Here is a 22,190-nt window from a genome sequence, read left to right as displayed (position 1 = left end):
CCGTCAGACCGCCCGGGGCGGAACAGCGCGATGACGACGTAACCTCCTGCGCGGCGATGACCGCTGAGGTCCCGGACGGGCGCCCGCCATGATCCCGCGCCTTGGGTGCCACATGCGCCGGCATGAATTTCAGCGCGACGGCGCGGGACCGAAGACGCAGCCGAACACCCCTGAGTCTCCCGCATGTTCCTTCGCTGTCGATCATCAGCCCTCGGCATCGATGTAAGCTACTGCGACGGTTGCCTGTCGACAGCATTCCCCGACCGAAACTTCACGTCCGCGTCACCGGGCCGATCGGGGCCCTCCGCGGCGGTCCGGGATTCGATCCGGCCCTCGCCTTGCGTTTTGCCGAATGATCTCCGAAAACGCCCCCCGTCCGGGAAGCTTAGGCTTGGCCGCGGATGCCGGTCGCTGGCCGGTGCCCGGCCGATGCGGCATTCCGATCCGGTTCGAGGACACGGTTCGATGATCGATTACGCGCAGGCGCGACGGATGATGGTCGATTGCCAGTTGCGGACCTTCGACGTGAACGACAACACGGTGCTCGATGCCTTCGATACCGTGCCGCGCGAGGCTTTCGTGCCCAAGGGCCGCGAGGCCTTCGCGTATATCGACCAGACCCTGAACCTCGACGCGCCGGGCGGCGAGGCCCGATGCCTGCCGGCCCCGATGGTGCTCGCGCGCATGATCCAGGCCGCCCGGGTCCGCCCCGGCATTTCCGCCCTCGATGTCGCGAGCGGCACCGGCTACGCGGCGGCGATCATGGCGCAGCTCGGCGCGCAGGTGACGGCGCTCGAATCGAGTCCGGACCTCGCCGCCGAAGCCCGCACCCGTCTCGGCACCACGGCCGAGGTTGTGGAGGGCCCGATCGCCGCCGGGGCGCCCAAGCAGGCGCCCTTCGACGTGATCCTGATCAACGGCCGTGTCGAGGTGCGGCCGCAGGCCCTCTTGGAGCAGCTCAGGGACGATGGCCGTCTCGTCTGCGTGATGGGCCCGCACCGCAACGCCAAGGTGATGCTGTTCGTACGCGCCGGCGATGCCTTCGGGGCCCGTCCGCTGTTCGACGCCTCGCTTCCCGGCCTCGACGCCTTCGCGGCCGAGGCCGGCTTCGCGTTCTGAAAGCAGGGCGCCGTCCTCGCGCTGCCCTCAGTCGACCCGATGCGCCCGCGACGCAGGAGCGCGTAGCCTGACCCGCCCTCAGCGCAACCGGTAGTCGCCGAGCCGAGCGCGCCGGGCGCTCCGGCGGTAGGCCATCACCGAGTCGGGCCACAGGGTCGTGTTGCGCCCGTTCGCGTCGAGGTACCAGCTGCGACAGCCGCCGGCCTGCCAGATGCTGTCGGCCATCCGGGTACGGATCCGGTCGAGGAACCGCGCCTGCGCTTCCGGGCGGACCTCGATAGCCCGGCCGCCCTTCCGCAGCGCCTTCAGGCAGTCGATCACGTGCTGCACCTGGATCTCGATCATCGACACGACCGAGTTGTGCCCCAGCCCCGAATTCGGCCCGAGCAGCATGAAGTAATTGGGGAAGCCCGCGACCGTGATGCCCTGGTAGGCTCCCATACCGTCGGACCAGGCCTCGGTCAGCCGTAGGCCCTCACGGCCGACGAGGTTCATCCGCGCGAAGGTCGCGGTGACGTCGAAGCCGGTAGCGTAGACAATCGCGTCGAGGTCGTGAGCCCGCCCGGTCTCCGTCACGACACCGGCCTCCGTGATCCGGGTGATCCTATCCGTCACCAGGGTTACGTTGTCTCGCTGAAGCGCCGGGTAATAGTCGTCGGAGATCAGCACGCGTTTGCAGCCGAGCCGGTAATCAGGCGTCAGCTTCGCCCGCAGGTCCTTGTCCCTGACGGCCTTGGCGAGATGCCGACGGGCGACTGCCTCGGCCTGACCGGTGAGCTTCGAGACCTTGGTGAAGCCCAGGAAGGCGCGCACCTCGTGCAGCCAGAACAGTCGGGCTCGCTCCAGCTGCCGAGCAAGGGGCAGGCGCCTGTAGCGCGACCGTGCGCGTTCGGGAATGGCGTGGTCGTTCTTGGGCATGATCCAGGGCGGGGTGCGCTGAAACAGGGTCAGCTGCGCCGCGACTTTGGCGAGTTCCGGCACCACTTGGATCGCGCTCGCCCCGGTGCCGATCACGCCGACGCGCTTGCCCGCAAGATCGACGGAATGGTCCCAGGCCGACGTGTGGAAGGCCGGACCCGCGAAGGCGTCGCGGCCGGGAATGTCCGGATAGGCCGGGTGGTGCAGGCCGCCCATGCCGGAGACGATTGCCCGCGCCAGGATCGACCCGCATTCCGTCTCCACGCGCCAGACGGCGCGATCCTCATCCCAGGTCGCACCCTCGAAGGTCGTGCCGAGCCGGATCAGGGGCAGCAGCCCGTGGCGCTCGGCGGTGTCCCGCAGGTAGGCCAGGATCTCTGCCTGCGGGGCGTACAGGCGGCTCCAATCCGCCTTCGGCGCGAAGGACAGGGAGTAGAGGTGCGAGGGAATATCGCACGCCGCGCCCGGGTAGGTGTTGTCGTGCCACGTCCCGCCGATGCCGTCGCCCTTCTCGATCACCAGCAGCGGGCCGATCCCGGCCTGACGGCAGCGGATCGCCATCGCGAGGCCGGAGAAACCGGCCCCGACGATCAGGACGGCAAGGGGGGATGCGGACGCGGTCTCGGTCATCGCGCGTGGCTCCCGGCCTTCGCGTGGGACGGTGGGGCATGCGCTTTCAGGAACGCCGCGGCTTCGTCGAGGGAGGTGCGCGCCTCCGGCAGCACGCCGGCGGCGAACTGCCAGGCGTGGGAGACGATCGGAAAGACCTTCAGGGAGGTCGCGATGCCGGCGGCCCGCGCCCGCTCCGCCATGCGGACCGAATCGTCGCGCAGGACCTCGCGCTCGCCCACGTGGAACAGCAGGGGCGGAAAGCCGGTGAGATCGCCGGAGATGGGCGAGATGCGCGGATCCGCCGGGTCGGCCCCGCCGAGATACATCGCCCGGATCGCCGTCAGCGCCTTCGGGTCGAACATCGCGTCACGCCAGGCATTCGTGACCCGCGAGCCATCCTCGGACACGAAGTCGGTGGCGGGGGAGAACATCGCCGCGGCCCAGGGCATCGGCAGGTTGCGGGCGCGGGCCTCGCCCATCAGCACCAGCGCGAGGTTGCCGCCGGCGGACTCGCCCGCCACGCAGGCCGCGCCTTCGGCGCTGAGCGCCTGCCAGACGGCCGTGACGTCCTCGACGGCGGCCGGGAAGGGATGCTCGGGGGCGAGCCGGTAATCGGGGACGAACACCGTGAATCCGCGGGCCGCCAGGGCCCCTGTCACGGGACGATGCGTGCGCGGCGAGCAGGCGATGAAGCCGCCGCCGTGGATGTAGAGCATCCGCCGTCCGGGTCCGGCTTTCGGCCGGACCCACTCGCCCCGCACGCCGCCGATGGTCCCGGCCTCGTAGGTCACGCCCTTCGGATCCGGGAAGGTCGGCGCCTCGAAGATGCGCCGGAAGGCAGCCGCATCCCGCGCCCGGGCGAGGGGACCGCGGACCCGGCTTCGCACCATGTAGGCGCCGAGATAGGCGCGCAGGCTCGCCATCTTAGAGCGTCCCGCCGGAGAGTCGCACGATCATGTTCCAATACCCTGCCGGCATCAGCCGCTGGATCAAAGCCGCGTTTCTAGCATCCTTGCCGATGACGACGCGCGGCGCCCGGGTCTCAATGCCGCGGATGATCGCGGCCGCGGCATCGGCGGGCGCAAGGGTCAGAAGCTTGCCGAAGGCCTCGCGGGCCTTCTCGTCCTCGACCGCGGCGCGCTTGGCCGCCTCGGGATCGCTGGGCGGACGGCGGCCGCGGGCGTTGCGGGAGATGGCGGTGGCCACCCCACCCGGATGGACTACGGTGACCCCGAGGCCCGTGCCCGCATATTCGTGTCGGAGGGCCTCCGAGAAGCCCCGCACCCCGAACTTGCTGGTGCAGTAGGCCACTTGGCCGGGGGGCGCGATAAGGCCGAACAGGCTCGACAGATTGACGATCTGCGCCGCCGGCCGGGCGCGCAGCATCGGCAGGAAGGCGTGGCACATCCGCACGACCGCGCGGAGGTTGATGTCCATCAGCCACTCAAAATCTTCGAGATGCGTCTCGTCGAACCGGCCGCCGAGGGCGACGCCCGCGTTGTTGATCAGGATGTCGAGGCGCCCGAACCGATCCTGCGCCCATTCCGGAAGGGCGCGGATCGCGTCCGCATCCACGAGGTCGATGACGCGCGTCTCGATCGCGATGCCCCGGCTGCGGGCTTGGCTCGCCACAGCCTCGAGGCCTATGGAATCGCGGTCCACCAGCAGGAGGCTGCAGCCCCGCGCCGCGAGACCCGTCGTAAGGGCTGCGCCGATGCCGCTCGCCGCGCCGGTGATCAGCGCGACCGCGCCTGCGAGCTGAAACCTCTGAGCCAAGCGTCGCCTCCCGTCTCGCCGGTTGGTCCGGGCCTTGATCGAGGGATAGCCCCCGGCCCGGAGATTGTCTAGGGTGAGCACCCTAGACGAGGCGGGCAGAGATGGCGCGAGGTGGAAGCCGCGGATCACCGGACGACGGCACGGCCGGCGAGCAGGCGATGCCGCGCACGCGCGATCGGATCCTCGCGGTGAGCTTGGCGCTGTTCAATGCTCGCGGCCTCGGCCGGGTGACCACGGCCGAGATCGCTGCCGCGTCCGGCATCCGCGAGGGCAATCTGCAGTACCACTTCCCGCGCAAGAGCAATTTGGTGGAAGCTGTGTTCGCGGGCTTCGAGGCCGAGGCCATCGCGGTCGCGGGCCGGCTGCCGGCGGATCCCGCCGCTCCGGAGGCGCTGCTCGGCTATCAGCGCGCGTGGTTCGACCTGATCTGGCGCTACCGCTGCGTCTACCGCGACGGCATCGCCATGGTGGAGATCGCCCCGGGCCTGCGTCCGCGCGTCCACGCCCTGCGGACGCGGACGCAGGCGCTGGCCCGCGGCGTCTTCGAGGCGGCGATCCGGGCCGGACGCCTCCGGATCGGCCCGGACGCCCTCGGGCGGCTCATCGACAACGCCTGGATCGTGTCCAGCCACTGGATGAACCATCGCCTCCAGGGCGGCACCGAACTCACCGAGGCCGACCTCGACTGGGGGTTTGCGCAGGTCCGCGACCTGTTCGCCCCCTATCTGGCGCCCCATCGTCCGGGTTGACGGTCGCTGGCCCGAACCTTCCATGGGCACCGGCCAAGCTCGAACCCGAAGGACGCGATGCTCGACCGCCTGACCCATGCCGGCCTCAGCCTCCTGCTGCTGCTCGCCGTCGCGGCCCTGTTCTCCACGAACCGGCGGGCGATCAGCCCGCGAGTGGTGCTGACGGGGATCGCGCTGCAGGTGGGACTTGGCGCGCTGGTCCTTTTCCTCCCGGCCGGGCAGGCGGCGTTGAGGGCTGCTGCGGACGGGGTGGTCACGGTCCTCTCGTACGGTGACCGCGGCACGGCCTTCCTGTTCGGCGGCCTCGTGGAACCGAAGATGTTCGAGCTGTTCGGCGGCTCGGGTTTCATCCTAGCACTGCGTGTGCTGCCGCAGATCCTCTACGTCTCGGCACTGATCGGCGTGCTCTACCATCTCGGGGTGATGCAGACGCTCGCCCGAGGCCTCGGCGCGGTCCTCCGGCGGATCCTCGGAACCTCACCCATCGAGTCGTTCTCCGCAGTTATCACCATCGCGATTGGCCAGAGCGAGATCGCGGTGGCGCTCCGGCCGTTCCTCGCCGTCCTGACAGGAGCCGAACTGTTCGCCGTGATGTCGAGCGGCGCGGCCTCCACCGCCGGGTCGATCCTGGCCGGCTACGCGGCGCTCGGCGTCCCGATGACCTACCTGCTCGCCGCCTCGGTAATGGCGATCCCCGGCGGCCTGCTCTACGCCAAGATACTGATGCCCTCCACGGAACCGACCCGGATCACGACCACCCGGGTGGAGTTCGGGGAGACGCGGGCCGCCAACATCATCGAGGCCGCCGCCGACGGCACCCAGAAGGGCCTCGTCGTCGCCGTCTCGGTCGGAGCCATGCTGATCGCCTTCGTGGGCCTGATCGCCCTGGCGGACGGCCTGTTCGGCGCCGTCGGGGGGCTCGTCGGCTATCCGGGCGCCTCCTTCGAGGGCGTGCTCGGGTGGGGACTCGCCCCGCTGGCATGGCTCCTCGGCGTTCCCTGGGAGCACGCGACCCTCGTGGGCGCGGCGATCGGCCAGAAGCTCGCCTTCAACGAGTTCCTGGCCTACGCCAACCTGTCGCCGACCCTGAAGGCCGGCACCCTCGATCCGCGCTCGCAGGCGATCGTCTGCTTCGCCCTGTGCGGCTTCGCCAACTTCGCCTCGATCGCGATCCAGCTCGCGAGCCTCGCCAGCCTCGTCCCGGAGCGGCGCTCCGAGGTCGCCCGCTACGGATTGCGCGCGATCCTCGCGGGAACGCTGTCGAACCTCACAAGCGCGGCGATCGCGGGGCTGTTCGTGGCGTGAAAACTCAGGACGCCTTCCGCGCCACCAGCAGCAGCGCGTTCGGCCGCGTCCGCTTCGGGACCGGCAGCCACCGGTCGAGGAGCGAGCCAATCCGGTAGGAGACGGCGAGCGCCGCCACCCACGGCCAGGTCTGACGGAAGAAGCGGTCGCGACAGCGGACGGGCGTGACCTTGGCCATCCAGTGGATCAGCGAATCATGCCGGTCCATGCCGATCTCGTGGACCGCCTCGGGCCTGCAGCCCAAGGTTCGGGCCAGCGTTTCCAGGGCGCCCGTCGTCCACCACGTCAGGTGGTGGGGCGGGGCATTGATGACGAAATTCGGGATCGTGGTGTTGGGCGAGGGCCAGAGCGGCGTGCCGATCAGAACCAGGCCGCCGGGCTTCACGCAGGCCGCCAGCGCCTTGGCGAAGCCGAGCGGGTCCGCCACGTGCTCGATCACCTGGAACGCACAGGCCACGTCGTAGACCGGACCGAGCCGGGCCGCGTGCGCCTCGACGGTCTCATCGAGGATCGCCCCCGTCGGGTCCTCGGCCGAGAAATTCGGGTCGAGGCCGGTGTAGGTGGCATTCGGCACGTAGGCGCGGAAGCCGCCGTGGCCGCATCCGACATCCAGCACGTGGGCGCCGTCCGGCACGTGGGCAGCTGCGCGCCGGAACTCCAGCCGCTCCGTCTCCGGGCCGGCCAGCTTATCGTGCGCGGCGATCTCGCCGTAGAAGGCCCGATAGAAGGCTTCGTCGCCGGCCACCGGCGGGTCGAAGAAGATCAACCCGGTGGGTGATTCCCAGAGCCGGAACGTGCCGGCGGGCAGCAGTAGCTTCCCGACATCGACGCGGCCCGAATATCGCCAGAGCAGCGTGAGGAATGCCGCGTCCAAACGCTCGACGCAGCGCCGCGCGGGGGCGCCGGTGATCGGGCAGGGCGGGATCGTCATCTCAGCTGCGTCCGCGCCGTCCGCCAAATCCATCACCACCCGCTCCGCAGGCGGTCGCGCCTGCTCGTGCGTCAGCGGTTCAGGTTTTTATCCGGAGCGTCAAGCCGTGACGCAGGCCCTTGGCATGCGCGCAAAAGAAAAGCGCCGCTTCGGGTGAAGCGGCGCTCAGAAACGACCTGTCGACGTCTCAGTTGAACGTGTCGATCTCAGCCGACTCGTAGCTGGTGACTTCCATGCCGACGCAGATCTCGGACACGATCGGGGCAGACCAAGCCATGATTTCCTCCACTTGAGTTTCGAGGGTTAAAAATGAAATCCGTCCGAACCGGGGGTATGACCCGCGCCGGTTCGAAGACGCCTCAGTTGAACGTGTCGATCTCAGCCGACTCGTAGCTGGTGACTTCCATGCCGACGCAGATCTCGGACACGATCGGGGCAGACCAAGCCATGGCGTTTCTCCTCGCTGTTGATGGGGTGCATATAGGCAATATCTTGGACGCAATACAAGTGAGCGCAACACTTATATTTCTCATATGGAGCCTTGCGCAGCCCTCGGAAGAGGCCCTGGTGCCGCCTTGCGACACCCGTGGCGGACCCGCCCCGGAAAGCCCTCAGTAGGAACGGTTTCGGCTTGACGGACATTCCCGGCGGGCGCACGACGCACCCGCGCGACGGCGTCTCCGGCGGCGGCGCGCCCCCTTTTCAGCAGCGACCCGCGAAGCGACGTGCCAGACCGATCGTGCCTGCCGTGCCCGGCCACGCGCCGTCTTCCCGCCTGAGCCGCTGAAGGGGCCTGGCCGCGGGGCGACCGGCGCGGCGGCCGGTCACGGCCCTGACCAGGATGACCGGCGACGCGTCGCCTCGTAACCCACGAGGCGAGGCCATGAACGAGATCGCCCCCTTCGATACGCGCGTCGATCCCTCCGTGCTGTCCGCCCGCTTGTCGGACGAACGGGCCCCCGACATCGTCGAGAAGCTGAACGAGGAGGCTCCTGAGGTCGCCGCCGCGATCCTGCTCGGCCTGCCGATGGATCGCGCCGTGGAGGTGCTCGATCAGCCGGAACTCGACTGCGCCGCCGACATCATCGAGATGCTGCCCCGCGACCGGGTGGCCGCCTACCTGTCGGGCATGTCGGCCGACCGTGTGACCGATGTCTTCCGCGAGATCGAGGAGCCCGGACGCTCCGACCTGCGTGCCCGCCTCGACGCCGAGACTCGCGGCGCCGTGGACCGGCTCTCGGCCTACGGCGAGGAGACGGTCGGCTCGCTGATGACCACCGAGTTCGTCACGGTTCCGGGTACCTGGACGGTCGGCCAGACGCTGGAGCACATCCGCCACGTGGAGAAGACCCGCGAGACGATCTACGCGATCTTCGTACTCGACCCGCGCACCCGCGCGCTCACCAAGGCGGTGCCCCTGCGGCGCCTGATCTCGGGGGATCCGGGCGACAACGTGCTCAGCGTTGCACCGGGGCGTCGGCCGCTCGCCGTCTCGCCGACGGCGAGCCGCGAGGAGGCGGCCCGGCTGATCTCCAAATACGACCTCCTGGCCCTGCCGGTGGTCGACGCCGTGGGGCATGTCATCGGCATCGTCACCGTCGACGACATGATCGACGCGATGATCGAGAAGCAGACGCAGGACGTGCAGCGCTTCGGCGGCATGGAGGCCCTGCCGGAGCCCTACATGGATATCGGCTTCTTCACGATGATCCGGAAGCGGGCCGGCTGGCTCTGCGCGCTGTTCCTGTCGGAGATGCTCACGGCCTCGGCCATGCAGGGCTTCGAGGGGGAGCTGGAGAAGGCGATCGTCCTGACGCTGTTCATCCCGTTGATCATGAGCTCGGGCGGCAATTCGGGTTCACAGGCGACCTCGCTGCTGATCCGGGCGCTGGCGCTGCACCAGATCCGCCTGCGCGACTGGTGGCGGGTGGCGCTGCGGGAACTGCCGACCGGTATCGTCCTCGGCGCGATCCTCGGGGTGATCGCGGTGATCCGAATCGTCGCGTGGCAGAAACTCGGGCTCTACGATTACGGCGAACACTGGCCTCTGGTCGCCGCCACGGTGGGCGCGGCGCTCGTCGGGATCGTGACGTTCGGGTCGCTGTCGGGCTCGATGCTGCCGTTCCTGCTCCAGCGGATCGGCTTCGACCCGGCCACCGCCTCGGCGCCTTTCGTGGCGACCCTGGTCGATGTGACCGGGCTCGTGATCTACTTCTCGGTGGCGCTGCTGATCCTGCGCGGGACGCTGCTGTAGGGCAGGGGCGACCTACCCCGCCACCGCCTCGGCGAGCCGCTTCCTCTGCACCTTGCCGTTCGGCGTGCGCGGCAGCGCGTCCAGGAAGCGGATCTCCCGGGGGCGCTTGTAGGCGGCGAGCCGCTCGGCGCACCACGCGAGCAGCGCCTCCGCGTCGGGCTCGGCGTCGGGCTGGAGCACCACGAAGCCGCAGATCACCGACACGTCCGCCCGCACCGATAATTCGGCGACGCCCACCTCCGCCACGGAGGGATGGGCGGACAGCACGACCTCCACCTCGTTGGGCGAGACCCGGTAGCCCATCGCCTTCATCAGGTCGTTGTTGCGGCCCTCGAACCAGAGGTAGCCGTCCTCATCGAGCCGGGCGAGGTCGCCGCCCACGAACCAGTCGCCGCGCAGCACCTCGGCCTCTTCCTCGGGGCGGTTCCAGTAGCCGAGCATCAGCGCCGGCTCGGAGCGGTGGACGGCGAGCAGGCCGGGCTCGCCGACCGGCAGCGGCACCGGTTCACCCTCCACGGGCAGGATCGCCACCCGGCGCCCGGGCTGCGGCTTGCCGGGCGAGCCGGGGCGGACCGGAATGGTCGGGCCGCTCGAGATGTAGGTCGAGATCTCGCTCATCCCGAGCGCCTCGTAGAGGGGCTTTCCGGTGGCCGTCGTCCAGGCGTCCAGAAGCTCGACCGGGAGCGGCTCCCCCGCCGTGCAGCCATGGCGCAGGCTCGACAGGTCGTGCGCACCGAAGTCGCCGTATTTCAGGATCTGCCGGTAGAGAGTCGGGACCGCGGCGAACAGCGTCGCGCCATACTGGGCAATGAGCTGCGGCCAGACGGCCGGGTCGCGCGGCCCGTTGTAGAGCACCGCGGTGGCGCCCACCGACCAGGGGTCGCTCAGGCCGACGCCCAGCGTGTAGGTCCAGTTCATGGTGCCGGCATGCAGCATCACGTCGGATTCGCTGAGCCCGAGCCAATGGTCGAGCATCGGCCGGCGGCCGTAGGCGGCGCGGTGGGCGTGGAGCACGCCCTTCGGCCGACTGGTCGTGCCGGAGGTGTAGATCAACATCGCCGGATCGTCGGCGGCGGTATCGGCGTAGTCGGGAAGGGGAGGGCCGGCCTTGAAGGCGGCGATGGCGGCGGCATCGAGGAGCAGGCGGCCGCCGAGCGCCTCCGGTGAGACGGTGCAGCCGCTGCCGATCACCACCGCGGCGGCGCCGGAATTCTCCATCAGGAACGCCGCCTCGCCTTCGGTGAGTTGCGGCGAGGAGGGCAGTGCCACCAAGCCGGCCGCCAGGGCACCGAAATAGACGAGGACGTAGTCGGCCTCGTTGCCCATCCGGATCATCACCCGGTCGCCGGGCTTCAGGCCGAGGCCGAGCAGGCCGGCCGCGATCCCCCGGACCGCCCGCTCGACGTCGCCGAAGGTGAGGCGATCCGCCGTGTCGTCGCCGACCATGATGAGCGCGGTCTTGTCGGGACGAAGCCGTGCGTTCTCGGCGAGGCAGTACCGCGCGGCATTGAAGCGGGCCGGCGGATGGCGGTCACTGGGCAGGCTGTCGGACACCGGGCGCTTCCCCCAAAGCAAGCTTTTAGCCCGGTGTCCTGCCTGAACTTGCTTGCGTCAACTGGGGGCTTTGGGGAGCCGCTTCGCAGCGAGTCCCGTGCTGGATCCTGGGTCGCATTCCGCTTTCGCTTCGCGCGCGCGGGAAAACATGGCGCTTCAAATGGAGCTGCCCCCGTCCCCGGACAGGTGGCGCGTCAGCGGAACCTGATCCGGACCCGGCACGAAGAGCGCCACGAAGCGGCTCCGGACATCATGTCCGCCGCTGCGCCTGCCCCTCCTGCTCCTCGAAACCCTTCAGCATCTTGTCGAGCGTCAGCGGGTATTCGCGCACGCGGATCCCGGTGGCGTTGTAGATCGCGTTGGCCAGCGAGGCCCCGGCGCCGCAGATGCCGAGCTCGCCCAGCCCCTTGCTCTTCAGCGGGTTCGCCTTGTCGTCGAGTTCCGGCAGGAACACCGCGTCGATCTTCGGAATGTCGGCGTGGACCGGCACGTGGTACTCGGCCATGTCGTGGTTGACGAAGTAGCTGTAGCGCGGATCGATCACCGCATCCTCCATCAGCGCTGCACCGACCCCGAAGGTCATGCCGCCGATCGCCTGGCTGCGCGCCGTCTTGGCGTTGAGGATGCGCCCGCCGGTGAACACGCCGAGCATCCGCCGCAGACGGATCTCGCCGGTATCGACATCGACGCCGACCTCGGCGAAGTGCGCGCCATAGGAGTATTGCGAGAATTTCTGCTTCATCTCCCCCGGCTTGATCTCGCCCGAGGCCTCCAGCCCCGATCCGGCGAGGTCGGTCAGCGCCTCCGTGCGGTTGCCCGAGGTGACCGCGCCGTCGCGGAACGTGGCGCCGTCCGGGTTGAGATCGCCGGCCTTGAGCAGCGCCTGCCGGAGATTGTCGCAGGCGACATAGAGCGCCGAGCCCGACGAGGCGGCGCCGAACGAGCCGCCCGAGCCCGAGGCGAAGGGGAAGTCGGTGTCGCCCATCTCGACCCGCACCCGCTCCGCCGGCAGCCCCAGCATCTCGCCGGCGATCTGCGTCAGGATGGTGTAGGTGCCGGTCCCGGGATCGGTCATGGCCATGCGGACGACCAGCACGCCGTCCGGCCCGAGGCGGACCTTCGCGGCGGACGGCATCAGCGGGTTGAGGCGCGCGGCCGCCGACATGCCCATGCCGACGAGCCAGTTGCCCTCACGGCGGCTGCCCGCCGCCTGCCGCTTGTCCCAGCCGAACAGGCGCGCACCCTCGCGCATGCAGGGCACGAGCTGGCGCGTGGAGAACGGCACTTTCTTCTCGGGATCCTCGGCCGGCTCGTTGCGCACCCGCAGCTCGATCGGGTCGATCTTCAGCTGCTCGGCGAGCTCGTCCATGGCGCACTCGAAGGCGAGCTGCCCCACGGCTTCGCCGGGGGCGCGCATCGCCGAGGCGATCGGCATGTTGAGGTTCACGAGCCGGTGGCGCGTCACGCGGTTCTGCGCCGCGTAGAGCGACCGGGTGACGTTGGCCGAGGTCTCGAAAAACCCGTCGCCCTCGGCGGTGTCCGACCAGGATTCGTGCGCAATCGCCGAGAGGCGCCCGTCCTTGTCGGCGCCGAGGCGGATCCGCTGGATCGTGTCGGTGCGGTGCGTCGCGACGTGGAATTCCTGCTGGCGGGTCAGCGCCACCTTCACGGGACGCTGGATCAGCTTCGCGGCCAGCACCGCCAGGGTCGCTTCCGGCTGGACCTGCAGCTTCGCGCCGAAGCCGCCGCCGATATAGGGGCTGACGATGCGGACCTTCTCGGGTGCCAGCTTCAGCACCGAGCCGAGGGACTTCTGGCCGCGGTTCGGCATCTGGTTGGCCGTATAGAGCACCGGTCCATCACCCTCCCAGGCGGCGATGGTGGCGTGCGGCTCCATCTGCGCGTGGATCTGCGGCGGCGTGACGTACTCGACGTCGAGCTTCACCGGCGCGTCCGCGAACGCGGCGTCGAAGTCCCCGAGCTTGGAATCCGGGGGCGAGTTGACAGGCTTCGGCTCGTAGGCCGCCGCGACGTTGTCCTTGAGCAGCCCCTTGGGCTTGCCTGCATCGTACTGGACCTTGACCAGCATGGCGGCGGCGCGGGCCTGCTCGAAGGTCTCGGCCACCACGAAGGCGACGGGCTGCCCGTAGAACTTCACCTCCCGGCCCTGGAGCTGCGGCCAGACCTGCTCCTTCTTCTCACCCTGCTCGGGCACGTTCTCGTGGGTCAGGACCAGGATCGTGCCCGGCGCCCGGCGGGCGGCCTCGGCGTCGATCGCCCGGATCGTCCCGGCCGCGATCGTGGCCGGGACGATGAAGCCGTAGGCGGGGTTCTTGAGCGCGCGCGTCTCGTACGCGTAGGGCGCGTGGCCCGTGACCTTGAGCTTGCCCTCGACCCGGTCGAGAGGCTTGCCGACGAGGCCGTCGGGACGGTCGTCGAGGGGCGTCCGGCCGATCGGCTGGTTCATCTCCATGGGGACGGTCCTTCGGCGTTCTTACGCGCGGGTAGCCTGCGCCACGACGGCGCGCAGGGTCCGCCGGGTCAGCGGGATCTTGAAGTCGTTGCTGCCGTAGCCGCGGGCGCCGTTGAGCACCGCGTCGGCGGCGGCGTCGGCAGAACCGGTCTGCACAAGGGCGGTCTCGGCCTCGGCCACACGCCAGGGCTTGTGTGCCAACCCGCCGAAGGCGAGGCGGGCTGCCTGAGGCTTGCCGCCCTCGGCGCCCGCGATCACGGCGGCCACCGACACGGTGGCGAAGGCGTAGGAAGCCCGGTCGCGGACCTTGCGGTAGATGTGCGTGCCGGCCACCGGCTTGGGCAGCGTGACCGCCGTGATGATCTCGCCCTTGCGCAGGTCGGTCTCGATCTGCGGCGTGTCGCCGGGGAGCCGGTGGAAGTCGGCGATCGGGATGCGGCGCGCCTGTCCATCCGGATCCATGGTCTCGACGGTGGCGTCGAGGGCCCGCATGGCGACGTTCATGTCGGAGGGGTTGGTGGCGATGCACGCCTCGCTCGCGCCGACCACCGCCATGATGCGATTGAAGCCGCCGATCGCCGAGCAGCCCGAGCCCGGCTCGCGCTTATTGCAGGGCATGGCCGTGTCGTAGAAGTAGTAACAGCGGGTCCGCTGGAGCAGGTTGCCGGCGGTGGTCGCCTTGTTGCGCAGCTGCCCCGAGGCGCCGGCGAGCAGGGCCTTCGCCAGAACGGCGTAGTCCTTCCGGACCCGTGGGTCGGCGGCGAGGTCGGAATTGCGCACCAGGGCTCCGATGCGCAGGCCGCCATCCTGCGTGGCCTCGACCTTGTCCAGCGGCAGCCGGTTGACGTCGACGAGTGTCGCCGGGGTCTCGATCTGCAGCTTCATCAGGTCGAGGAGGTTGGTGCCGCCGGCGATGAACTTCGCGTTCGCCCGCTCGGCCGCGAGCCTGGCGGCGTCCTGCACGGTGGCGGGACGCTCGTAGGTGAAAGCCTTCATGTCCGCCTCCTCAGAGGTTGCTGGCGGCGGTGTCGCGGATCGCCGCGACGATGTTCGGGTAGGCGCTGCAGCGGCAGATGTTGCCGCTCATCCGCTCGCGGATCTCGGCGTCGCTCAGCGTCGGGGTCGAGGCCAGATCCTCGGTGACGTGGCTCGGCCAGCCGGCCTTGGCCTCGATCAGCATGCCGACCGACGAGCAGATCTGGCCCGGCGTGCAGTAGCCGCACTGGAAGCCGTCATGCTCCAGGAAGGCGGCCTGCATCGGGTGGAGCTTCTCGCCGTCCGCGAGTCCCTCGATCGTCGTGACCTGGTCGCCCTCGTGCATCGCCGCCAGCGTCAGGCAGGAATTGATCCGCCTCCCGTCGACCAGCACCGTGCAGGCGCCGCACTGCCCGTGATCGCAGCCCTTCTTGGTGCCCGTCAGCGCCAGATGCTCGCGCAGCGCGTCGAGGAGCGTGGTGCGGGTATCGAGGTTGAGATCGTGCGGCTGCCCATTGATGGTGAGACGCACCGGCATTGTCTGCGGCGCGGGATCGCCCGGTGCCGCCGCCGCGGGTGCTGGCCGGAACCCGAAGGCGCCGAGCACGCCGGCCGCGGCGCAACCCTCCACCACGGCGCGCCGCGTCAAGGCGAACGGCGTCTTCGGTGTCGCGTCTGTCATGCTGCTATCCCGCTCGTGCGCGGCGCATGGGACGCGGCGCAGCCTGGAATCCGGTGCGCCAACGTCCGGCTGCAAGGATTAGATCCGATCCAGACTGCGCCCGTTCAGCGCGGCCGGGTCAGGCACGGCGTCGCCCGCCGTCTTTGCGAACGCAGCGAAGCAACCCAGGGCCGCGCGACTTCGCAGAACGTGGCGCCGCTGGATTGCTTCGCTGCGCTCGCAAAGACGGGCGCTTTCGTCCGCGGCACAGCGCAACGATATAGATGGGTCTTGTGCCAGCCCTCGGAGCCTCGCCGCATGGCCGCAACCGTCCCGACCCTCGCCCTCAATGACGGACGCCGCATCCCGCAGATCGGCTACGGCTGCTGGCAGCTCTCGGATGCCCAGGCGCCTGACCTCGTCGGTCGGGCGCTCCAGGCCGGCTATCGCCTGATCGATACCGCCGCCGTCTACGGCAACGAGGCCGGTGTCGGCCGCGGCGTCCGCGATGCGGGCGTCGCGCGGGAGGAGATCTTCCTCACCACGAAGCTCTGGAACGATCGCCAGGGGCGCGACGAGGCGCGGCGCGCCTTCGACGAGAGCCTGCAGCGCCTGGGCCTCCCGTATGTCGACCTCTACCTGATCCACTGGCCGTGCCCGCAGCGGCGCCTGTTCGTCGAGACCTGGAAGGCGTTGATCCAGCTCCGCGAGGAGGGGCGGGCCAAGTCGATCGGCGTCTCGAACTTCGCGGCCGAGCACATTGCCACGTTGGTCGGCGAGACCGGCGTCGCACCGGCCGTGAATCAGATCGAGCTGCACCCGCATTTCCAGCGCAAGGCCCCGCGGGCCGACGATGCCCGTCACGGCATCGTGACCGAGTCGTGGAGCCCGCTGGGCCAGGGCAAGGAGCTGAACGACCCGATTATTCTCGCGATCGCGAAGGCCCGCGGGAAGACGCCCGCGCAGGTGGTTTTGCGGTGGCAGATGCAGATCGGCTGCGTGGCGATCCCCAAAACCGCCCGACCGGAACGCATCCTCGAGAACATCGCGTTGTTCGACTTCGAACTCGGCGCCGACGAGATGGAGAGGATCGCAACCCTCGATCGGCCCGACGGCCGGATCGGACCCGACCCGGCGACCTTCTGCTGATCGCACGGGTCTTCGGCGGCGCAGCATAACACCGCGCCGCAAAAGATTTATGCTCACAGCTAGCATATCTAGACAGGCGTCCTCGGCCCCCATAAGTTAGGCGGCACAATGCTCAAACTGAGCATAATGGAGGACGCCATGGCGGCGACCGTTGCACCCGTCTCCCGCACGACGATCCCGGGCCTGCCCCTGCCGGATCTCTACGCCCGCGTCAGCCGGCACGTTCCGGCGATCGAGTGGCCGGCGCTCGCTCCGGACATCGAGGCGATCCTGCGCCTGAAGCGGGAGCGCAACGCCGTGATTCTGGCGCACAACTACCAGGCACCGGAGATCTTCCACACGGTGGCGGACATCGTCGGCGACAGCCTCGCCCTCGCTCGTGAGGCGGTAACCGTCGATGCCGACGTGATCGTGCTGGCGGGCGTCCACTTCATGGCCGAGACGGCCAAGCTCCTGAACCCGGCCAAGACCGTGCTGATTCCCGACATGGGCGCCGGCTGCTCCCTGGCCGACTCGATCACCGCCGCGGACGTGCGCGGCCTGCGCGCCAAGTACCCGGGCGTGCCGATCGTGACCTACGTGAACACCTCGGCGGCCGTTAAGGCCGAGTCAGACCTGTGCTGCACCTCCGGCAACGCCGTCGCAGTGGTGAAGTCGCTGAACGCCCCGCGCGTTCTGATGATTCCCGATGAGTTCCTTGCGCAGAACGTCCAGGCCGAGATCCCGGAGGTCGAGATCCTCACCTGGGCCGGCCACTGCGAGGTGCACGAGCGCTTTACGCCCGCCGACATCCGCGATGTCCGCGACAGCTATCCCGGCGTCACGGTGATCGCGCACCCGGAATGCCCGCCGGACGTGGTGGCCGAATCGGACTTCTCGGGCTCCACCGCGATGATGATGGACTTCGTCGTCGAGAAGCGGCCGAAGCAGGTGGTGCTCGTCACCGAGTGCTCCATGGCCGACAACATCGCGGCGCAGAACCCGGACATCGAGTTCATCAAGCCCTGCAACATGTGCCCGCACATGAAGCGGATGAGCCTGCGCAACATCCGGCGGTCGCTGGAGACGATGACCCACGAGGTCACGGTCGATCCGGCGCTGGCCGATCGCGCCCGGGCCGCGGTGGAGCGCATGCTCCAGGTGCGCACGCGATGAACGCCGTCTCACCCACCATGGCCGACCGCGTCGTCGTGGTCGGCGGCGGTGTCGCAGGGCTCAGCGTCGCGCTGCGCCTCGCACCCCGTCCCGTGATGCTGGTCACCGCGTCACCCCTCGGCCTCGGCACCGCCACCGGATGGGCCCAGGGCGGCATCGCCGCCGCGGTCGGTGTCGACGACGCGGCTGCGCTCCACGCGGCCGACACCGAGGCGGCCGGCGCCGGGCTGACCGAGCCCGACGTCGCGCTCCGGGTCGCGCAGGAAGGGCCGGCGCTGATCGACTGGCTGGTGCGGATCGGCGTCCCGTTCGACCGTGCCGAGGACGGCGCACTGGCCCTCGGGCTCGAGGCGGCCCATGGCCGCCGCCGCATCGTCCGCTCCGGCGGCGACGCCACCGGGGCACGCGTCCTCGAAGGGCTGGTCCGGGCCGTTCTCGAAGCGCCTTCGATCGAGATCGTGACGGCGCGGGCCTGCGACCTGTTGCGGGACACGAACGGGGCGGTGGCCGGCATCGTCGCCGAGCGCGACGGCGCCCTGTTCCGCATCCCGGGCCGCGCGGTGGTGCTCGCCACCGGCGGCGTCGGCGCCCTCTACGGGGCAACCACGAACCCGCCGGGCGCGGTCGGCCGCGGGCTGGCGCTGGCCGCCCGGGCTGGGGCTGTGATGCGCGACATGGAGTTCGTGCAGTTCCACCCGACCGCCATCGCGGTCGGCGCCGACCCGATGCCGCTCGCCACCGAGGCCCTGCGCGGCGAGGGCGCCCGCCTCATCGACGAGGCCGGCGCGCCCGTGATGGCCGGCATCGCGGGCGGAGACCTCGCGCCGCGCGACGTGGTCGCCCGTGGCATCTTCCAGGCGCTGCAGCGGGGGCGGACCGTCTACCTCGACGCCCGCGGGGGTCTGGGCACCGCGATGCCCGACCGGTTCCCGACGGTGGCGGGGCTCTGCGCCGCCGCCGGCATCGACCCGGCCGTCCAGCCGATCCCGGTCCGCCCGGCGGCGCACTACCACATGGGCGGCGTGAAGGTGGACGCGTACGGCGCGACCTCGGTGCCGGGCCTGTATGCCTGCGGTGAGGTCTCCTCCACGGGGCTTCACGGCGCCAACCGCCTCGCCAGCAATTCCCTGCTGGAGGGGCTCGCCTACGCGCGATTCATCGCCGACGGGCTCGATGCGCCGCCGCCCGCCGCCATCGTGCCGGAGGCCGTGAGCATGCGTGCGGGCAGCCATCTGCCGGCACTCCGTGACATGATGGAGAGCAAGGTCGGGGTCGTGCGGTACGACGCGGGTCTCGCCAGTGCCGTCGCTGCCCTGGAGCCGCTGGCGGAATCCTGCGACGCCGCCCTGGTGGCCTTGCTCATCGCCCGCGGCGCGCTTGCCCGCCGGGAGAGCCGCGGCGCGCACTGGCGCAGCGACTTTCCCCATATCGCCCCGGCGGCCCACACCGAGACCACGCTGGCCGAGCTGGTTGCCGCGCCTCATGCCATCCCGTCCGCCGAGGAGGCGCTGACGCCATGACCCGATCGGTTCTCCCCGAAGAGATCCTCCCCTTGCCGCGGCTCCTCGTGGAGCCGGTAGTCCGTGCCGCCCTGCTGGAGGATCTCGGCCGGGCGGGCGACATCACAACCGACGCCATCGTGCCCCCGGGCGAGCGGATGCGCGGCGTGATCGCCTCCCGGCAGGACGGCGTCATCTCCGGCACCGACGCCGCGGCCATCGCGTTCGCGCTGGTGGATCCGGCCGTGACCGTGACAGTCGAGCGCGGCGACGGCGCCCACGTTGCGCCGGGTGACGTGGTGCTGCGCCTCGATGGGCCGGCCCGGGCGATCCTCACCGCCGAGCGCGTCGCCCTCAACCTGCTCTGCCGGATGTCGGGCGTCGCCACCGCCACCCACGGCCTCGTCGCGGCGGCGCGTCCGCACGGCAAGGCGTCGATCGTCTGCACCCGCAAGACCACCCCGGGTCTGCGCGCCCTGGAGAAGCACGCGGTGCGCGCGGGCGGCGGCTCGAATCACCGCTTCGGCCTCGACGACGCGGTGCTCATCAAGGACAACCATGTGGCGGTCGCCGGCGGGATCGTGCCGGCCATTCAGCGTGCCCGCTCGCGCGCTGGCCACCTCGTGAAGATCGAGTGCGAGGTCGACAGCCTGGAGCAACTGGAGGAGGCCCTGTCGGTCGGCGTGGACGCCGTGCTCCTCGACAACATGAGTCCCGAGCAGCTCTCTCGCGCGGTGGCGATGATCGACGGCCGCGCCCTCTCGGAGGCTTCAGGCCGGATCACCCGGGAGACGGTGGGGGCGGTCGCGGCCTCGGGCGTCGACCTGATCTCCTGCGGCTGGATCACCCACTCGGCGGCGATCATCGACCTGGGCCTCGACGCCGCCTGAGCGGTTGCCGCGGCTCCCGCCCTCGGAGCTGACATTCCCCTGTCATCACGTTCGGGTGACAAGTCTTCGGCGTGGTCGCGTCGGAGTTGATGCGAGTCTATCGCCGCACAACCGACTTGCTATGGTTTCGCCAAATGCGACGCCATTGACGAGACCTGCCCGTGAGCCAAGCCCTGCATTCCGCGGCTGCCCCGGCGGTCGCCCTTCCGGCAGCGCGGGTGCCCCGCAAGCCCGGCGCGGTCAGGCAGGGTCCCGGTGCGGCGCTGATGCTCGGCGCGCTGGGTGTGGTGTACGGCGACATCGGCACGAGCCCGCTCTACGCGTTCAAGGAGGCGGTGAAGGCGGCGACCAGCGGGGGCGCCTCGGTGCCGGCGGCGGCCACGGGCGCGGTGTCGCTGATCCTGTGGTCTCTGATCCTGATCGTGTCGCTGAAATACGCCGTGCTGATCCTGCGCGCCGACAACCGCGGCGAGGGCGGCATCGTGGCCATGCTGGCGCTGCTCGGGGCGCGGCAGGCGCGTCCGGGCACGTGGAAGGCGCTGCTGCTGGTGGTGGGCCTTGTGGGCGCGGCGCTGCTCTACGGCGACGGGGCGATCACGCCGGCGATCTCGGTTCTGTCGGCGATCGAGGGCCTGAAGGTCGATGCACCGGCGCTCGGCCCCTACGTGGTGCCGATCACGCTGGTGATCCTGATCGGGCTGTTCCTGGTGCAGCACAAGGGCGTGGCCGCCATCGGCCGCGTCTTCGGCCCCATCATGCTGGTCTGGTTCGTGGTGCTGGTTCTGCTCGCTATCCCGAGCATCCTGCGCACGCCGGAAATCCTGGGAGCCGCCAATCCCTGGCGGGCGGTGGACTTCCTGGTCCATGCCGGCTGGCATGTGAGTTTCCTGATGCTGGGGGCGGCGTTCCTGGCGGTGACGGGCGGCGAGGCGATGTACGCCGATCTCGGCCATTTCGGCGCCCCGGCAATCCGCATCGCGTGGTTCGTCCTCGTGCTGCCGGCGCTGCTCATCCACTATTGCGGCCAGGGGGCTCTTGTCATCGCCGACCCGGGCGCCATCGAGAACCCGTTCTATCTGCTCGCCCCCGATTGGGCGCATTACCCGCTGGTGGCGCTGGCCACGATGGCGACGGTGATCGCCTCGCAGGCGGTGATTTCGGGCGTCTATTCGCTGACCCAGCAGTCGATCCAGCTCGGCTTCATGCCGATGATGCGGGTGGTCCACACCGACCGGGACGAGCGCGGCCAGATCTACGTGCCCGCTGTCAACTGGCTGCTTGCTGCCGCGACGCTGACGGCCGTCGTGGTCTTCGGTTCGTCGGACGCGCTGGCGGGCGCCTACGGCATCGCGGTCTCGGCGCTGATGGGCATCACCACTCTGCTCGCCGCGCTGATCGCGCTCCGGTGGGGCTATAATCCGATCCTGGTCGTCGCGGTGAACGGCTTCTTCCTCGCCATCGACAGCGTGTTCTTCGCCGCCAACAGTGTGAAGCTGTTCGAGGGCGGCTGGTTTCCGCTGCTGCTCGCCGCCGCCGTGGCTTTCCTGATGCTGACCTGGATGAAGGGCAACCACGTCCTGGAATCCGTCCGCCAGACCATGCGCATGTCGGAGGCCACGTTCCTGACGCGCCTCGCCACGCACCCGCCGGTCACGCTGCCCGGCACCGCGGCGTTCCTGACGGCCGCCACCGAGGGAATCCCGATGGCGCTCGGCCGCCTGCTGGAGCGCAGCCGCTGTCTCCACGAGCGGATCCTGCTGATCACCGTGCTGTACGAGGAGGAGCCCGTGATCCCCGCGAGCGAGCGGGCGCAGGTCACGCTGGTGGCCCAGGGCATCCGCAAGGCGATCTCCAAGTACACGCCCGGCATGGAGCGCGTCGTCCTGCGCTACGGCTTCATGCAGACCGCCTCGATTCCCGAAGGCCTGCAATGCGCCGTGGCCAGTGGCCTGCTGCCGCCGGAATACCTGGAGGACATGACCTACTTCGTCGGCCACGAGGTGGTGATCCCGTCGCCGAGCAATCCCGGCATGGCGACGTGGCGCGAGGGCCTGTTCGCCTTCATGAAGCGCAACGCCGAGCGCACCGGCGCTCATTTCGGCCTGCCGACCCGGCAGATCGTCGAGGTGGGAACCGAGATCGAGATCTGACTTCTCGAGGCACACAGGAA

19 protein-coding genes are annotated in these 22,190 nt (G+C 69.9%); 9 read left to right on the top strand and 10 right to left on the bottom strand.

The features are described 5' to 3' along the window. The first annotated feature begins 465 nt into the window (after positions 1-465). Positions 466-1,119, top strand: coding sequence for a protein-L-isoaspartate O-methyltransferase family protein (locus MMSR116_RS13070; RefSeq protein WP_010682698.1), 654 nt, complete (start codon positions 466-468; stop codon positions 1,117-1,119). A gap of 78 nt (positions 1,120-1,197) precedes the next feature. On the opposite strand, the gene MMSR116_RS13065 is transcribed toward MMSR116_RS13070, so the two are convergent. Genes MMSR116_RS13065 through MMSR116_RS13055 form a run of 3 tightly spaced genes read right to left on the bottom strand, consistent with a single transcriptional unit; the run spans position 1,198 to position 4,425 of the window. Beyond that, positions 1,198-2,667, bottom strand: coding sequence for a flavin-containing monooxygenase (locus tag MMSR116_RS13065; protein ID WP_010682699.1), 1,470 nt, complete (start codon positions 2,665-2,667; stop codon positions 1,198-1,200). Further along, on the bottom strand, positions 2,664-3,572 hold the full coding sequence (locus MMSR116_RS13060; RefSeq protein ID WP_010682700.1) for an alpha/beta hydrolase: 909 nt from the start codon (positions 3,570-3,572) through the stop codon (positions 2,664-2,666). The genes MMSR116_RS13065 and MMSR116_RS13060 overlap by 4 nt, the downstream gene beginning before the upstream one ends. A 1-nt stretch (position 3,573) precedes the next feature. Further along, positions 3,574-4,425: an SDR family NAD(P)-dependent oxidoreductase gene (locus MMSR116_RS13055; RefSeq protein WP_010682701.1), complete on the bottom strand. Its 852-nt coding sequence runs from the start codon at positions 4,423-4,425 to the stop codon at positions 3,574-3,576. A gap of 158 nt (positions 4,426-4,583) precedes the next feature. On the opposite strand from MMSR116_RS13055, the gene MMSR116_RS13050 reads away from it, so the two are divergent. Then, positions 4,584-5,174, top strand: a complete 591-nt coding sequence (locus tag MMSR116_RS13050) for a TetR/AcrR family transcriptional regulator (protein ID WP_039892614.1) — start codon at positions 4,584-4,586, stop codon at positions 5,172-5,174. A gap of 57 nt (positions 5,175-5,231) precedes the next feature. Further along, positions 5,232-6,479 (top strand): NupC/NupG family nucleoside CNT transporter, encoded by a 1,248-nt coding sequence (locus MMSR116_RS13045; RefSeq protein ID WP_010682703.1) that lies wholly within the window; start codon positions 5,232-5,234, stop codon positions 6,477-6,479. A 4-nt stretch (positions 6,480-6,483) separates the two neighbouring features. Here MMSR116_RS13045 and MMSR116_RS13040 read toward each other — a convergent pair whose 3' ends face one another. From MMSR116_RS13040 to pqqA (MMSR116_RS13030), 3 genes are all read right to left on the bottom strand, one after another. Next, the gene (locus MMSR116_RS13040) at positions 6,484-7,410 is read right to left on the bottom strand and encodes a class I SAM-dependent methyltransferase (RefSeq protein ID WP_039892615.1); all 927 of its coding nucleotides are present in this window, start codon (positions 7,408-7,410) and stop codon (positions 6,484-6,486) included. Between the two features lie 187 nt (positions 7,411-7,597). Beyond that, positions 7,598-7,687 carry a pyrroloquinoline quinone precursor peptide PqqA gene (gene pqqA / locus MMSR116_RS13035; protein ID WP_007559223.1) on the bottom strand — a complete coding sequence of 30 codons (90 nt, stop codon included), beginning with the start codon at positions 7,685-7,687 and terminating at the stop codon, positions 7,598-7,600. Positions 7,688-7,769: 82 nt separating this feature from the next. After that, on the bottom strand, positions 7,770-7,859 hold the full coding sequence (gene pqqA / locus MMSR116_RS13030; RefSeq protein ID WP_007559223.1) for a pyrroloquinoline quinone precursor peptide PqqA: 90 nt from the start codon (positions 7,857-7,859) through the stop codon (positions 7,770-7,772). A 434-nt stretch (positions 7,860-8,293) separates the two neighbouring features. Between pqqA (MMSR116_RS13030) and mgtE the strand changes: the two genes are divergently transcribed. After that, positions 8,294-9,664 (top strand): magnesium transporter, encoded by a 1,371-nt coding sequence (gene mgtE / locus MMSR116_RS13025; protein WP_010682706.1) that lies wholly within the window; start codon positions 8,294-8,296, stop codon positions 9,662-9,664. Between the two features lie 12 nt (positions 9,665-9,676). On the opposite strand, the gene MMSR116_RS13020 is transcribed toward mgtE, so the two are convergent. The 4 genes from MMSR116_RS13020 to paoA all read right to left on the bottom strand — a co-directional run bounded on the left by MMSR116_RS13020 (position 9,677) and on the right by paoA (position 15,348). Then, on the bottom strand, positions 9,677-11,218 hold the full coding sequence (locus tag MMSR116_RS13020) for a class I adenylate-forming enzyme family protein (RefSeq protein ID WP_010682707.1): 1,542 nt from the start codon (positions 11,216-11,218) through the stop codon (positions 9,677-9,679). Positions 11,219-11,468: 250 nt separating this feature from the next. Then, complete coding sequence (locus tag MMSR116_RS13015) at positions 11,469-13,691, bottom strand: xanthine dehydrogenase family protein molybdopterin-binding subunit (RefSeq protein WP_010682708.1); 2,223 nt, start codon at positions 13,689-13,691, stop codon at positions 11,469-11,471. A 21-nt stretch (positions 13,692-13,712) separates the two neighbouring features. Continuing rightward, positions 13,713-14,687, bottom strand: coding sequence for an FAD binding domain-containing protein (locus MMSR116_RS13010; protein WP_010682709.1), 975 nt, complete (start codon positions 14,685-14,687; stop codon positions 13,713-13,715). 10 nt (positions 14,688-14,697) lie between these two features. Next, positions 14,698-15,348 carry an aldehyde dehydrogenase iron-sulfur subunit PaoA gene (gene paoA, locus MMSR116_RS13005; RefSeq protein ID WP_039892352.1) on the bottom strand — a complete coding sequence of 217 codons (651 nt, stop codon included), beginning with the start codon at positions 15,346-15,348 and terminating at the stop codon, positions 14,698-14,700. 297 nt (positions 15,349-15,645) lie between these two features. On the opposite strand from paoA, the gene MMSR116_RS13000 reads away from it, so the two are divergent. From MMSR116_RS13000 to MMSR116_RS12980, 5 genes are all read left to right on the top strand, one after another. Beyond that, on the top strand, positions 15,646-16,476 hold the full coding sequence (locus MMSR116_RS13000) for an aldo/keto reductase (protein WP_039892353.1): 831 nt from the start codon (positions 15,646-15,648) through the stop codon (positions 16,474-16,476). 138 nt (positions 16,477-16,614) lie between these two features. Beyond that, positions 16,615-17,631, top strand: coding sequence for a quinolinate synthase NadA (gene nadA / locus MMSR116_RS12995; protein WP_039892617.1), 1,017 nt, complete (start codon positions 16,615-16,617; stop codon positions 17,629-17,631). Then, entirely contained in the window at positions 17,628-19,151 is a 1,524-nt protein-coding gene (locus tag MMSR116_RS12990) for an L-aspartate oxidase (RefSeq protein WP_039892354.1), read from the top strand. The genes nadA and MMSR116_RS12990 overlap by 4 nt, the downstream gene beginning before the upstream one ends. Beyond that, positions 19,148-20,020, top strand: coding sequence for a carboxylating nicotinate-nucleotide diphosphorylase (gene nadC, locus MMSR116_RS12985; protein WP_010682714.1), 873 nt, complete (start codon positions 19,148-19,150; stop codon positions 20,018-20,020). The genes MMSR116_RS12990 and nadC overlap by 4 nt, the downstream gene beginning before the upstream one ends. Positions 20,021-20,181: 161 nt before the next feature. Beyond that, positions 20,182-22,170 carry a potassium transporter Kup gene (locus MMSR116_RS12980; protein WP_010682715.1) on the top strand — a complete coding sequence of 663 codons (1,989 nt, stop codon included), beginning with the start codon at positions 20,182-20,184 and terminating at the stop codon, positions 22,168-22,170. The last annotated feature ends 20 nt before the right edge of the window (positions 22,171-22,190 follow it).

The organism is Methylobacterium mesophilicum SR1.6/6, assembly GCF_000364445.2.
GTDB classification, from domain to species: Bacteria; Pseudomonadota; Alphaproteobacteria; order Rhizobiales; family Beijerinckiaceae; genus Methylobacterium; species Methylobacterium mesophilicum_A.
This window is presented reverse-complemented; position numbering and strand designations above follow the sequence as displayed.